The sequence below is a fragment of the Mesorhizobium sp. B283B1A genome, assembly GCF_020165735.1.
Taxonomy (GTDB): Bacteria; Pseudomonadota; Alphaproteobacteria; order Rhizobiales; family Rhizobiaceae; genus Mesorhizobium; species Mesorhizobium opportunistum.
In genome coordinates this window covers 1-13,164 of record NZ_JAIUIQ010000031.1, presented here as the reverse complement: position 1 = coordinate 13,164, position 13,164 = coordinate 1, and the positions used below count along the sequence as shown (strand labels likewise).

Annotated in this window: 11 protein-coding genes; 6 read left to right on the top strand and 5 right to left on the bottom strand. The window is 64.5% G+C overall.

The features are described from left to right. Positions 1-2 precede the first annotated feature (2 nt). Positions 3-1,139, bottom strand: coding sequence for an alpha-hydroxy acid oxidase (locus tag LB577_RS23290; protein WP_224688794.1), 1,137 nt, complete (start codon positions 1,137-1,139; stop codon positions 3-5). A 25-nt stretch (positions 1,140-1,164) separates the two neighbouring features. Next, complete coding sequence (locus LB577_RS23285; protein ID WP_224688793.1) at positions 1,165-1,968, bottom strand: FadR/GntR family transcriptional regulator; 804 nt, start codon at positions 1,966-1,968, stop codon at positions 1,165-1,167. A 210-nt stretch (positions 1,969-2,178) separates the two neighbouring features. Here LB577_RS23285 and LB577_RS23280 point away from each other — a divergent pair, with 210 nt between their 5' ends. From LB577_RS23280 to glcF, 4 genes are all read left to right on the top strand, one after another. Next, on the top strand, positions 2,179-3,501 hold the full coding sequence (locus LB577_RS23280) for a DUF3422 family protein (RefSeq protein WP_013893876.1): 1,323 nt from the start codon (positions 2,179-2,181) through the stop codon (positions 3,499-3,501). A 278-nt stretch (positions 3,502-3,779) separates the two neighbouring features. Further along, positions 3,780-5,276 carry an FAD-linked oxidase C-terminal domain-containing protein gene (locus LB577_RS23275; protein ID WP_224688791.1) on the top strand — a complete coding sequence of 499 codons (1,497 nt, stop codon included), beginning with the start codon at positions 3,780-3,782 and terminating at the stop codon, positions 5,274-5,276. A 221-nt stretch (positions 5,277-5,497) separates the two neighbouring features. After that, complete coding sequence (locus LB577_RS23270; protein WP_224688788.1) at positions 5,498-6,709, top strand: FAD-binding protein; 1,212 nt, start codon at positions 5,498-5,500, stop codon at positions 6,707-6,709. A 4-nt stretch (positions 6,710-6,713) separates the two neighbouring features. Continuing rightward, positions 6,714-8,039, top strand: coding sequence for a glycolate oxidase subunit GlcF (gene glcF, locus LB577_RS23265; protein WP_224688779.1), 1,326 nt, complete (start codon positions 6,714-6,716; stop codon positions 8,037-8,039). Positions 8,040-8,054: 15 nt separating this feature from the next. Here glcF and LB577_RS23260 read toward each other — a convergent pair whose 3' ends face one another. Together LB577_RS23260 and LB577_RS23255 are read right to left on the bottom strand one after the other, a co-directional pair. Continuing rightward, entirely contained in the window at positions 8,055-8,975 is a 921-nt protein-coding gene (locus tag LB577_RS23260; protein WP_224688777.1) for a bifunctional 5,10-methylenetetrahydrofolate dehydrogenase/5,10-methenyltetrahydrofolate cyclohydrolase, read from the bottom strand. Between the two features lie 271 nt (positions 8,976-9,246). After that, positions 9,247-9,990, bottom strand: a complete 744-nt coding sequence (locus LB577_RS23255) for a L,D-transpeptidase (protein ID WP_224688766.1) — start codon at positions 9,988-9,990, stop codon at positions 9,247-9,249. A gap of 214 nt (positions 9,991-10,204) precedes the next feature. On the opposite strand from LB577_RS23255, the gene LB577_RS23250 reads away from it, so the two are divergent. Continuing rightward, positions 10,205-10,843, top strand: coding sequence for a DNA-3-methyladenine glycosylase I (locus tag LB577_RS23250; RefSeq protein WP_023776658.1), 639 nt, complete (start codon positions 10,205-10,207; stop codon positions 10,841-10,843). Between the two features lie 3 nt (positions 10,844-10,846). On the opposite strand, the gene LB577_RS23245 is transcribed toward LB577_RS23250, so the two are convergent. Further along, positions 10,847-11,098, bottom strand: coding sequence for a hypothetical protein (locus LB577_RS23245; RefSeq protein ID WP_023767439.1), 252 nt, complete (start codon positions 11,096-11,098; stop codon positions 10,847-10,849). 348 nt (positions 11,099-11,446) lie between these two features. Here LB577_RS23245 and hisS point away from each other — a divergent pair, with 348 nt between their 5' ends. Continuing rightward, positions 11,447-12,943 carry a histidine--tRNA ligase gene (gene hisS, locus LB577_RS23240; RefSeq protein ID WP_224688764.1) on the top strand — a complete coding sequence of 499 codons (1,497 nt, stop codon included), beginning with the start codon at positions 11,447-11,449 and terminating at the stop codon, positions 12,941-12,943. Positions 12,944-13,164 lie beyond the last annotated feature (221 nt).

Sequence of the window (13,164 nt, the reverse complement as noted above, 5' to 3'; positions counted from 1 at the left end):
AGCTAGCGCCGGAGCTGGTCCTTGCCCATGTCGGTGACCAGACGCTTTCCGCACAGCGCCAGCGTGATGTCCATCTCCTTGCGGATGATTTCCAAGGCTTTGGTAACCCCTTCCTTGCCGAGCGCACCCAAGCCGTAGAGAAATGGCCGGCCGATATAGGTGCCCTTGGCGCCGAGGCAGAGCGCTTTCAACACGTCCTGGCCGGAGCGGATGCCACCATCCATATGCACCTCTATTTTGTCACCGACCGCGTCCGCAATCTCCTCCAGCACCATGATCGAGGACGACGCGCCGTCGAGCTGGCGTCCGCCATGGTTGGAAACGATGATCGCGTCGGCTCCGGTCTTGGCCGCCATCAGCGCGTCTTCCTTGTCGAGAATGCCTTTCAGGATCAGCTTGCCGCCCCAGCGTTCCTTGATCCAGGCGACATCCTTCCACGACAGATGCGGATCGAACTGCTCCGTCGTCCATGACGACAGCGAGGCCACGTCGCCGACGCCCTTGGCGTGTCCGACGATGTTGCGGAAAGTGCGGCGCTTGGTGCCGGCCATGCCCAGGCACCAGCGCGGCCGGATGGCCATGTCGATGATGTTGGTAAGCGTCATGCGGGGTGGCGCGGTCAACCCGTTGCGGACATCCTTGTGGCGCTGGCCGAGGATCTGCAGGTCGAGCGTCAGCACCAGCGCCGAGCATTTCGCCGCCTTCGCCCGGTCGATCAAATTGAGCACGAAATCCTTGTCGCGCAGGACATAGAGCTGGAACCAGAAAGGCTTTTTCGTCACCGAGGCGACATCCTCGATCGAACAGATGCTCATCGTCGAGAGCGTGAACGGTACGCCGAATTCCTCGGCCGCCTGCGCCGCCAGCATCTCGCCATCGGCGTGCTGCATGCCGGTCAGGCCGGTCGGCGCCAAGGCCACCGGCATCGCCACCTTCTGGCCGATCATGGTCGATTCCAGCGAGCGGTTGCTCATGTCGACCAGCACGCGCTGGCGGAACTTGATCTTCTGGAAGTCTTCCTCGTTTGCCCGATAGGTGCTCTCGGTCCAGGCGCCCGAATCGGCATAGTCGAAGAACATCTTGGGCACGCGCCGGCGCGCGAGATCCTTGAGGTCCGCGATGGTGAGAATGTCGCTCATGATAGTCCCCGCTTGATCGAATTGATTAGGTGCGTCCGCGTGCCGGTTCGGTGTCGCCGGCTTCCGAGCGCTGCCGCAGCCGCAGCCGCGACACGCGTTGCCAGTCGCCGCTGCGCTCCGCCTCGGCCATCGACCGCTCGACATAGGTGATGTGATCCATCGCCGCCTGGCGGGCGCCGGCCGGGTCGCCGGCCTTCACCGCGGCGTGGATCGCGCGGTGTTGTGCAAGCAGGGCCTCGCGTGCGCCGGGTACGGTGAAGACCAGCAACCGGTTCTGGAACACGCCTTCCGACAGCAGCCGATAGCAGGAGCGCAGCGTGTGCAGCAGCAGGATGTTGTGCGCGCATTCGCAGATCGCCTGATGGAATTCGACGTCGATTTCGGCCTCGTCGTCGAAATCGCCGGTGCGATCCGCCTGGTCCATGCGCGCCATGATGCGGTCGAGCAGCGCCAGATCCTCCGGCGTGGCGCGCCGCGCCGCATATTCGGCGGCGATGCCTTCGATCTCGCGGCGGTATTCCAGATAGTCGGTGACCGCCTTGCGATGCATCGAAATCAGGTCCGCCACCGGTTTGGCGAACAGCTGGCCGATGATGTCTGCGACATGCGTGCCGCCGCCGGCCTTGGTCGTCAGCAGTCCGCGCCCTTCGAGTGCCTTCAGGGCATCGCGCAGAATCGGCCGCGATACGTCAAACTGGCGTGCCAGTTCGCGCTCCCCCGGCAGCCGGTCGCCGGTGCGCAGCACACCTTCGAGGATGAGGCTCTCGATCTGCTGCACGACCTCGTCGGCGGTGCGCGAATGCTCGATCCTGGAAAAAATATCGCTCAACAGAATGCCTGGAAGGTGAAAACGGTGTCGCGCAGGATAAAGCCTGCGTCGCCAACTGGTCAAATTATTTATCCAATTGGCCGAGGCGGGTCGGTTTTGCCGCACGGCGCCATATCGTCTTCGGCTAAACTTTGCTGTTTGCGTCACCAGCCTATTGGTCCTAGAGGGACGCAACTACAAGAGGGTTCAAAGAAACCCGGGGAACTAGCCGTGTCAGACGACCCGTCCAATCTCGAGTTCCAGCCGCGCGCCCAAGGCAGCGTCATGGGCTTTCCGGCGCATGAAGGCCGGCCCGGCGCGCTGGGTGAGGTGCATGCCCGGCCGCATCCGCTGATCCAAAAGCCGCGCGTCCTGATCCAGCTTGCCTTCATGACGGAGGGCGGCTCCAGCGTCGATCATGCCGTCCTTTCCGAGCTGTCGCGGCGGCTCGGCATCGCCGCGCCCGATCGCCAGGCCCGCCATCATGCCATGAAGTCGGGCAAGGGCTCGCTGCGTTGGGAACGGCACACGGAATTCTCGACCTATCTGTGGGAGGGGCCGCTTTCCGAAAACGGCAGGACGCAGGAGGACTCGCCCTTCGGCAACGGCTTTTCGCCGCCGGGAACCGTCATCTCCGGCATTCGCCTGGAAATTCGCAAGTGGACGCAGGCGAGTGAGCGGCTGATCGCCGCTTTCGACCCGACCAGCCTGTGCTACTCGCTGGTCGAACGCGGCAATGCGGCCATAGTCACCGATTTCCGCCAGGACGGCGACGGCATGACGCGCATGCTGGTGCTCGATCGTGGCCTGACTCCGGCGCGCACCGGAGCGTTGTCGCAGCGGCTGATCGACATCGAGACCTACCGCACGCTCGCCATGCTCGGCCTGCCGCTGGCGCTGACCCTGTCCGGCCGCGCCCGCCGCATCGAGGACAGGCTTGCCCAGACCACGCTGGAAATGAAGGTCGCCGAGACCCGCGACAGCCAGACGCTGCTCGCCGACCTGACCGAATTGGCCGCGGAACTGGAGGCGGACGCGGCATCGAGCCTCTACCGCTTCGGCGCCAGCCGCGCCTATGACGGCATCGTCGTCGAGCGGCTGGAGGCGCTCGAGGAAGAAGCCGTGCCCGGCTACGACACCTGGGGCGGGTTCCTGCAGCGGCGCGTGGCACCGGCCATGCGCACCTGCCGGTCGGTCGAGGAGCGGCAAGCCAATCTGTCGCGCAAGCTGACCCGCGCCACGACGCTGCTGCGCACCTGGGTCGATGTCGAGGTCGAAAAGCAGAACCGCGACCTGCTCGCCTCGATGAACAACCGCGCCCGCCTGCAACTGCGCCTGCAGCAGACCGTCGAAGGCCTCTCGGTCGCCGCCGTCTCCTACTATGTGGTCGGCCTCATCGGCTATGTCGCCAAGGGCGCCTCGATTTTCGGCCATGCCTTCGCGCCCGAAATCGTCACCGCCGCATCGGTGCCTATCGCCATCCTGCTGGTCTGGTGGGGCGTGCGCCGCGTGCGCCAGATGCATTCCGAGCCCGGCAAGCACCCGGGCGAATAGCGGCAGCCCTTACCCTACCCCTTGTGGGGAGGTTGGCTCATGATCGCAGCGAAGCGAAGATCGTGAGACGGGGTGGGGGGCATCATAAAGCGCCGCGCCGACCCCCACCCCGCTCACTTCGTTCGCGACCCTCCCCACAAGGGGAGGGTAAGACAGCGGCAGATTGCCGCTGCGGAAGGTTCGCTCGTCCCTGGACTTGGATCTTCGCTGCCGAGATTTGCAACCATCGCGCTTCACTGGTAAAAGATTTTGACCAGTCAAGCGAAATGAGGCTGCTGATGTCCGGCCTGGCCATGCCGAAACCAGACGACGCCACGATCCGCCGGCGCGACGAGATCGTCGCCGACATGCGCATCATCGTGCCGGGCGAAGGCGTTGTCGATGCGGCCAATGCCATGCGGGCGTTCGAGAGCGACGGCCTGACCGCCTATCGCCAACTGCCGCTGGTGGTGGTGCTGCCCGAAACGGTGGCGCAGGTTTCCCGGGTGCTGAAATACTGCAACGACCGCAACATCCGCGTCGTCCCGCGCGGCTCCGGCACCTCGCTGTCGGGCGGCGCGCTGCCGCTCGAGGACGCGGTGCTGCTGGTCATGAGCCGCTTCAACCGCATCCTTGCGATCGACTACCCCAATCGCATCGTGGTCGCCCAGCCGGGCGTCACCAATCTTGGCATCACCACCGCCGTCGAGCAGGAGGGCTTCTACTACGCCCCCGATCCATCCTCCCAGATCGCCTGCTCGATCGGCGGCAACGTCGCGGAGAATTCCGGCGGCGTGCATTGCCTGAAATACGGCCTCACCGCCAACAATGTGCTCGGCATCGAGATGGTGCTGATGAGCGGCGAAGTGGTGCGGCTCGGCGGCAATCATCTCGACGCGGAAGGCTACGACCTGCTCGGCGTCATGACCGGTTCGGAAGGCTTGCTCGGCGTCGTCACCGAGGTCACCGTGCGCATCCTGAAGAAGCCGGAGACGGCGCGCGCGCTGCTGATCGGCTTTCCGACCAGCGAGCAGGGCGGCCAGTGCGTTGCCGACATCATCGGCGCCGGCATCATTCCGGGCGGTATGGAGATGATGGACCGGCCAGCGATCCACGCAGCCGAGGATTTCGTCCATGCCGGCTATCCCCTGGATGTCGAGGCACTGCTGATCGTCGAGCTCGACGGGCCGGGCGTCGAGGTCGATCATCTCATCACCGCGGTCGAGGCAATCGCCATCCGCAACGGTTCGACCACCTGCCGCATTTCGCAGTCCGAGCAGGAGCGGCTGAGCTTCTGGGCTGGCCGCAAGGCGGCATTTCCGGCGGTGGGCCGCATTTCGCCCGACTATTACTGCATGGACGGCACCATCCCACGCAAGGAATTGCCACGCGTGCTGGCCGGCATGCGCGAACTGTCGGAAAAATACGGGCTCGGCGTCGCCAACGTCTTTCACGCTGGCGATGGCAATCTGCACCCGCTGATCCTCTACGATGCCAACGTGCCGGGCGAACTCGACATGGCCGAAAGCTTCGGCGCCGACATATTGCGGCTCTGCGTCAAGGTCGGCGGCGTGCTGACAGGCGAACATGGTGTGGGGGTCGAGAAGCGAGACCTGATGCCCGAGATGTTCAACCAGGTCGACCTCGACCAGCAGATGCGCGTCAAATGCGCCTTCGATCCCAACCACCTGCTCAATCCGGGAAAAGTGTTCCCGCAGCTTCGCCGCTGCGCTGAGCTTGGACGCATGCATATTTCGGGCGGCAAGCTGCCGTTTCCGGACATTCCGAGGTTTTGAGTGGGTATGCCAGCGCTTGAACACCCCCCTCTGTCCTGCCGGACATCTCCCCCGCAAGGGGGGAGATCGGATGTCGCGTGGGGTTTCGCTAATCTCCAGCGCTGCCAGCCAGGCGAGTGGCTGAAGCTGCCAATCTCCCCCCTTGCGGGGGAGATGTCCGGCAGGACAGAGGGGGGTGCGAAGGAACGCGGCGTTTCCGCATTCGAGGGCGCGTTCTCTTCATGACCACCTTCACCCCGACCACCTCATCCGAAGTCCTCTCCACCATAGCCTGGGCCGTGGCGGAAGAGGCGCGGCTCGAAATCCTCGGCCACGGCTCCAAGCGCGGCATCGGCCGTCCGCTGCAGACGGAACACACGCTCGACCTCTCGGAACTCACCGGCGTCACCCTCTATGAACCCGCCGAACTGGTGCTGTCGGCAAAGGCCGGCACGGCGCTGGTCGGCATCGAGAAGCTGCTGGCGGAAAACGGCCAGCAGCTCGCTTTCGAACCGATGGATTACGGCCCGCTGCTCGGTGGCGAGCCGGGCAGAGGCACCATCGGTGGCGTGCTCGGCGCGAACCTGTCCGGTCCGCGCCGGCTGAAGGCGGGTGCCGCGCGCGACCATATTCTTGGCATCAACGTGGTGTCCGGGCGGGGCGAGGAATTCAAGTCGGGCGGCCGCGTGGTCAAGAATGTCACCGGTTACGATCTGTCGAAGCTGATGGCCAACAGCTGGGGCACATTGGCCGTGTTCACCGATGTCACCTTCAAGGTGCTGCCCGCGGCCGAGACCGAGGTCACGCTCGCGGTGCGTGGCCTGCTCGACGAGGCGGCAGCAAGCGCCATGGCCCTGGCGCTCGGCTCCAGCGCGGAAGTGTCGAGCGCTGCCCAACTGCCGGAGCGCATCGCCGCGCGTGTCGCCGGCGGCGCTCTCGGCAGCGATGCCGCCACGCTGTTGCGTGTCGAGGGTTTTGGTCCGTCCGTCGCCTATCGTATCGCCGCGCTGAAGACGCTGCTCGGCAAGGCCGGACCGCTGGAGGAAATTTCCGGGGACGTTTCGCGGCAGATCTGGCGCGATGTGCGCGACTGCAGGCCGTTCGCCGACGGCAGCGAGAAACCGGTCTGGCGCGTCTCGATGACGCCTTCCCAGGGTCATCAAATGGTCCTGACCTTGCGCATGCAGGCCGCCGTCAGCGCCTTCTATGACTGGCAGGGCGGGTTGGTGTGGCTGCGTATGGAAGAGGGCGATCCGGAAGCCGCTCTGCTGCGCGGTTTGTTGCGCAAACATGGCGGCGGCCATGCGACGCTGGTGCGCGCGGCACCTGCCCATCGTGCCGCGCTGCCGGTGTTCGAGCCGCAGTCGCCGGCGCTTGCCGCACTGAGCAGGCGGCTGAAGCAGGAATTCGATCCGAAGAACATCCTCAATCCCGGCCGCATGGCCCAGGACTAACGCGATGCAGACCAATTTCTCGCTTGCCCAGCTGGCCGATCCCGATGTCGCGGAATCGGAGAAGATCCTGCGCAAATGCGTGCATTGCGGCTTCTGCACCGCCACCTGCCCGACCTATGTGACGCTGGGCAACGAACTCGATTCACCGCGCGGGCGCATCTACCTGATCAAGGACATGCTGGAAAACGGCCGACCCGCCGACAAGGAGATCGTCACCCATATCGACCGCTGCCTGTCGTGCCTGGCCTGCATGACCACCTGTCCGTCGGGCGTCAACTACATGCACCTGGTCGATCATGCTCGCGCCCATATCGAGGAAACCTACAAGCGGCCGCTGCTCGACCGCCTGACCCGCGCCATGCTGGCCTTCGTGCTGCCCTATCCCCGGCGCTTCCGCGCGGCGCTCAAGCTTGCCAAGCTGGGCAAGCCGTTCATCGGCCTGTTCGAGAAGGTCCCGGCATTGAAGCCGCTTGGCGCCATGCTCAAGCTCGCGCCGGCGTCGATACCGGCAGCTTCGCCGATGGCCTCGCCAGGCATCCATGCCGGGCAGAGGGCGAAAAAGGGCCGTGTCGCCATCCTCACCGGTTGCGCGCAGTCGGTGCTCGATCCCGCCATCAACGACACGACCATTTCGCTGCTGAGGCGACTCGGCGTCGAGGTCGTGGTGCCTCTGGGCGAGGGCTGCTGCGGCGCGCTGGTCCACCATATGGGGCGCGAAGAGGCAGCCCTTGCCTCGGCCCGGCAGAACGTCGATGCCTGGACGCGCGCCATCGACCAGGGCGGTCTCGACGCCATCATCATCACCGCGTCGGGTTGCGGCACGACGATCAAGGACTATGGCTTCATGCTGCGCCTCGATCCGGCCCATGCCGAAAAGGCCGCGCGCGTGTCGGCACTGGCCAAGGACATCACCGAATATCTGGCCGCCTTTGACATGCCCGAACCGGTGCGCAAGGCGGGCACGGTCGTTGCCTATCACTCCGCCTGCTCGATGCAGCACGGCCAGAAAATCACTCGCCAGCCGAAAGAGCTGCTTACCAAGGCCGGCTTCGTCGTGCGCGAGCCGCGCGAGGGCCATCTGTGCTGCGGTTCGGCCGGCACCTACAACATCCTGCAGCCCGAGATTTCGGCCAGGCTGCGGGACCGCAAGGTGAGAAACATCGAGGCGACAGGCGCCTCGATCGTCGCCACCGGCAACATCGGCTGCATCACGCAGATCGCTTCCGCCGCCAAGATGCCCGTGGTGCACACGGTAAAACTGCTCGACTGGGCCTATGGCGGACCGAAGCCGGAAGGCGTTCTTGACGAGAATCTGATCGCCGCGGAGTAGGGCCGCGCTCGGCGGTTACTCCGCCGCCAGCCTGTCCGCCGTGCCATAAGTCGCCTCGTAAAGCGCGCGCTGGCGGCTGAGCGCCACCATCGTGTTGCGCAGCAGGATGGCCACCGTGATCGGGCCGACGCCGCCCGGAACCGGCGTGATCCAGGAGGCGACCTCGCGCACGCTTTCGGTGTCGACATCGCCGACGATGCGGCTCGTCCCGTCCGGCCCGATTTCGGCATTGATGCCGATGTCGATGACGGCAGCACCGGGCTTGACCATGTCGGCCTTGATCAGCCGTGGCTTGCCCACCGCAACGAACAGTGCGTCGGCGCGCCGCGCATGGGCTGCGACCGACCGCGTCATGTGGTGGCAGACGGTCACCGTCGCGCCTTCGCTCATCAGCAGGAACGCGATCGGCTTGCCGACGATTTCCGAATGGCCGACGATGACGACTTCCAGTCCCTTGAGATCGAGCCCGGTTTCCTTGAGCAGCTCGACCGAGGCGGCCGCCGTGCAGGGCGCGAGATCGAGCTGGTTGTAGACGATGTTGCCGATCGAGGCCGGGTGCATGCCCTCGACATCCTTGAGCGGATGCACCGCCGCCTGCAGCGTCTTGATCGGGATATGGGCGGGCACAGGTCGTTGGATGATGATGCCGGTGACGCGCGGATCGGCGTTCAGGCCGTGGATGGCGGCCTCCAGTTCGCCCGACGTGATGGTGGCGGGAAAACGCCTTTCCTCGAAATCGATGCCGGCGAGCTCGGCCTTGGCGCGCTGGTTGCGCACATAGACATCGACCGCGTCGGTATCGCCGACGGTGATCGAGATCAGTTTGGGCGGAAAACCCTCGGCTTTGGCAATCGCGGCATCCTCGCGCACGGCGGCGATGATGCGCTGGGCAACCGGGCCGCCCTTGAGATAGCGGTTGTCGTCGGACAGGGACATGGATGAACTCTTTCGTCTGGTGGCGCTCCCATAGCAAAGGAACATCGAAAATGGCAGCACGAAAGCGAACCACCATGCCTTCGGCGCGACGTTCGGGCGCAGCCTTGCCTGGGTGTCGGCTCGGTTTTCACAGGAAAACGGAAAGGGCAGCGCGGTTTCCCGTGCTGCCCTTCCTGACCGGCCGCATCCCCATACGGCCCGTCCCCCGTTATCTCCTAGACTGGCCCCTAAAAGCTCAATGCTTTGCCGGCCAAGTGATTCGCGAGAACTATTATATCACCTCGACCGTGGTTCCGACATTGACCCGCTCATAGAGGTCGACCACGTCCTCGTTGCGCATGCGGATGCAGCCAGACGACACTGCGCCGCCGATCGTCCACGGCTGGTTGGTGCCATGGATGCGGTACTCGGTCGTGCCGAGATAGAGCGCGCGCGCGCCGAGCGGGTTCTCCATGCCGCCGGCCACATAGGTCGGCAAATAGCGGCCCTTGGCCGCCTCGCGCTTGATCATCTGCGCCGGCGGGCGCCAGTCCGGCCACTCGCGCTTGTTGGTGATCTTGTGCGTGCCCGACCATTCGAAGCCTGGCTTGCCGGTGCCGACGCCATAGCGTCGCGCCTTGCCGTTCTTCTCGATCAGGAAGAGGAAATTCTGCGTCGTGTCGATGACGATCGTGCCTGGCTTTTGCGGGCCGTCATAGGCGACTTCCTGCGGCAGGTAGATCGGGTTGATCTGCGGGCGCATGACCGTGCGTTTGGCCGGAGCCTGCACGGCTGCCGTCCGCACACGGTCGGGCTGCGCCGGCTGCGCGGTACGCAGGCGCGGCTGCTGCACGACCTCACGATTCTGCCGCACGATGCCGGGCGCATTGCCCAGCTGCAGCACCCAGGGGGCGGAAAGGTCGGGGCTGACCATCACCGGAGGCCTGTCGGCATAGCGGTCGTCAGCGGCTGAGGGCGTGACGCCGGAGGCAAACACAGCCATGGCGCCGAGCACGGGAAACAAAACTCTCTTCATCGGGAACGCACCCTTGATCGTCTGATAAAACCGGGTGGAAACGACCTCCCGGTTCAGCGATCATTGGCGCGCAAGCAGCAACCGAAACATGAATCGGAATGCGTAAAATGCGGTTCTGTCAGTAAACCTTTTGGTGTGGTTACCGCCGGGTTCAGGAATCTGGTAAAGCCGCAGTAAATACAGCGCAAGCGCATTAACGAATGGATTTTGGCCAATGGAAAAAGACAATACCGGCCTGCTCGCCGGTCCCGACGGTGTCGCGCGCTGCTTCTGGCATGGCAATTTGCCCGACTATCTGCACTATCATGACCATGAATGGGGCCGGCCGGTGTCGGACGACCGCAGGCTGTTCGAAAAGATCTGCCTCGAAGGTTTCCAGTCGGGCCTGTCGTGGCTGACCATACTGCGCAAGCGCGAGAATTTTCGCGAGGCCTTCGCTGGCTTCGACTTCGACAAGGTCGCCGCCTTCACCGACAAGGATGTCGAGCGCCTGCTTGGCAATGCCGGCATCATCCGCCATCGCGGCAAGATCGTCTCGACCATCAACAATGCCAAGCGCGCCCGCGAAATGGTGGACGAGTTCGGCTCGCTGGCCGCCTGGTTCTGGAAGTTCGAGCCCGGCAAGGACGAGCGGCCCAGGATCGTCGACCTCGCCCACCTGCGCGCCAACCCGACCACGGCGGTCTCGGTGCGGATTTCGAAGGAATTGAAGAAGCGCGGCTGGAGTTTTGTCGGCCCGACCACGGTCTATGCCTTCATGCAGGCCATGGGCCTGGTCAACGACCACCTCGAGGGTTGTGTTTGCCGCAAGGAGGTCGAGAAGGAAAGGAAGGCTTTCAAGCGGCCGAAATAGGGCTCAGGTGCCGTTGATGCTGGCCAGGAACAGGCCGGCGACGATCGCAACCACGGTGGCCACCGTCGGGTAGATCACCAGCAGGCCGGTCACCAATGCATCGCGCATCGAAGGCCCCTTGCCGATATCGGCCGGTATCTCGAATGGCCCGGCGGGCTGGCCAGCCATCTTCGGAGCGCGGATGTCGGCCGGACGCAAGCGCGCCGGCAGTTCGCCGGCATCGCTGTTGGCATGGAATTTTGTTGCGCTGGTCATGTCCCGAACCCCTTCATGTGGTGCGCTATATCGGCCGCGATTGTGTCGGCACGATGCCGTGCTCATGGCCGGACTGTTTCATTTTCGGTTCGTTTTTGTTTCAAGCGTTTTCCTTCTCCCCTTGTGGGAGAAGGTGGATCGGCGCGCAGCGCCGAGACGGATGAGGGGTGTTCCAGCGGAGTGAGACGTTGACGTTCCCTGGAACACCCCTCATACGACCTCGCTTCGCGAGGCCTTCTCCCGCAAGGGAGAAGGCAGAGGCGCTGACCCTTGCCGGTCCCCGCTGCATCGGTTAGGACACGCGCACTCAAAATAAGTCGTCATTTACCTAGCAAAAAGACCCATCTCATGGCCGACAAATCGGAAAAGACGAAAGCGCGGCTGCCGCGCGGTTTTGCCGACCGCAGCGCCGAGGACATCCGCGCCGTCGAGAAGATGATGGCGACGATCCGCTCGGTCTATGAGCTCTATGGCTTCGAACCGGCCGACCAGCCGCTGATCGAGTACACCGACGCGCTGGGCAAATTTTTGCCCGACCAGGACCGGCCGAACGAGGGCGTGTTCTCGTTCCAGGACGATGACGACCAGTGGCTGTCGCTGCGCTATGACCTCACCGCGCCGACGGCGCGCTTCGTCGCCGAGAATTATGAGCGCCTGCCAAAACCCTACCGCAGCTACCGCTCCGGCTGGGTGTTCCGCAACGAGAAGCCGGGGCCCGGCCGCTTCCGCCAGTTCATGCAGTTCGACGCCGACACGATCGGCACGCCGGGTGTCGCGGCGGACGCCGAGATGGCCATGATGATGGCCGACGTTATGGAAGCGCTCGGCATCAACCGCGGCGACTACGTCATCCGCGTCAACAACCGCAAGGTGCTGGATGGTGTGCTGGAGGCGATCGGTCTTGGCGGCGACGACAATGCCGGCCGCCGGCTGACCGTGCTGCGCGCCATCGACAAGCTGGACAAGCTCGGTCCGGAAGGCGTGAAGCTCCTGCTTGGCCCGGGGCGCTGGGACGGCGGCAAGGAAGGTGAGGGAGATTTCGCCAAGGGTGCCGGGCTGGAGAACGTGCAAGCCGAGGCGGTTCTTCTCGCCACGGCGAAGAATGCACAGGCCGGCCGGGATGCCATAGTCAGTTCGAACGCGATCTACCAGGAAGGCGTTGGCGAACTCTCGACGATCGAGGCTCTGGTCAGGGCGGCGGGATACGGCGAAGACCGTATTGCCATGGACCGCTCCGTCGTGCGCGGCCTCGAATACTACACTGGCCCGGTCTTCGAGGCCGAGCTTCTGGCCGAAATTCCCAACGAAGACGGCCAGATCGTGCGCTTCGGTTCGGTTGGTGGCGGCGGCCGTTATGATGGCCTGGTCTCGCGTTTCCGTGGCGAGCCGGTGCCGGCAACCGGCTTTTCTATCGGCGTTAGCAGGCTGATGACGGCGCTGAAGAACCTCGGCAAGCTCGACAGCGCCGATGTGATCGCGCCGGTCGTCGTGCTGGTGATGGACAAGGACACTGACAGCCTCGGCCGCTACCAGAAGATGGTGAGCGAGCTGCGCTCCGCCGGCATCCGCTCCGAAATGTATCTCGGCGGCGCCGGGATGAAGGCGCAGCTTAAATATGCCGACCGGCGAAATTGCCCGGTCGCTGTCATCCAGGGCGGCGACGAGCGCGCCAAGGGCGAGCTGCAGATCAAGGATTTGATCGAAGGCGCGCGCATGTCGGCCGAGATCACCGACAACGCCGAATGGCGCGCAGCGCGCCCCGCGCAGGTGACGGTGGCCGAAAGCGAGCTGGTCGCCGAGGTGAGGCGGATATTGGCGGCGCAGGCCGAGGAACGGTCTAAGTGACGAGCGCAGCCCCCTCTTGTCCTTCTCCCCTTGTGGGAGAAGGTGGCCTCGCGGAGCGAGGTCGGATGAGGGGTGTTCCAGGGAATGCCAACGTCTCATTCCGTCACGTACCCCTCATCCGTCTCGGCGCTGCGCGCCGATCCACCTTCTCCCACAAGGGGCCCGTTGCGTTATTGATCTCCGGGCGTGAGAGGAGAAGGCAAGGGCAATACGGAGGGGTT

Excerpts from the sequence above, each read along its gene's own strand:
- LB577_RS23245 (WP_023767439.1), bottom strand. The coding sequence starts at position 11,098 with ATGACCAGCGCAACAAAATTCCATGCCAACAGCGATGCCGGCGAACTG.
- hisS (WP_224688764.1), top strand. The coding sequence starts at position 11,447 with ATGGCCGACAAATCGGAAAAGACGAAAGCGCGGCTGCCGCGCGGTTTT.
- glcF (WP_224688779.1), top strand. The coding sequence starts at position 6,714 with ATGCAGACCAATTTCTCGCTTGCCCAGCTGGCCGATCCCGATGTCGCG.
- LB577_RS23290 (WP_224688794.1), bottom strand. The coding sequence starts at position 1,139 with ATGAGCGACATTCTCACCATCGCGGACCTCAAGGATCTCGCGCGCCGG.
- LB577_RS23255 (WP_224688766.1), bottom strand. The coding sequence starts at position 9,990 with ATGAAGAGAGTTTTGTTTCCCGTGCTCGGCGCCATGGCTGTGTTTGCC.
- LB577_RS23250 (WP_023776658.1), top strand. The coding sequence starts at position 10,205 with ATGGAAAAAGACAATACCGGCCTGCTCGCCGGTCCCGACGGTGTCGCG.
- LB577_RS23275 (WP_224688791.1), top strand. The coding sequence starts at position 3,780 with ATGTCCGGCCTGGCCATGCCGAAACCAGACGACGCCACGATCCGCCGG.
- LB577_RS23260 (WP_224688777.1), bottom strand. The coding sequence starts at position 8,975 with ATGTCCCTGTCCGACGACAACCGCTATCTCAAGGGCGGCCCGGTTGCC.
- LB577_RS23270 (WP_224688788.1), top strand. The coding sequence starts at position 5,498 with ATGACCACCTTCACCCCGACCACCTCATCCGAAGTCCTCTCCACCATA.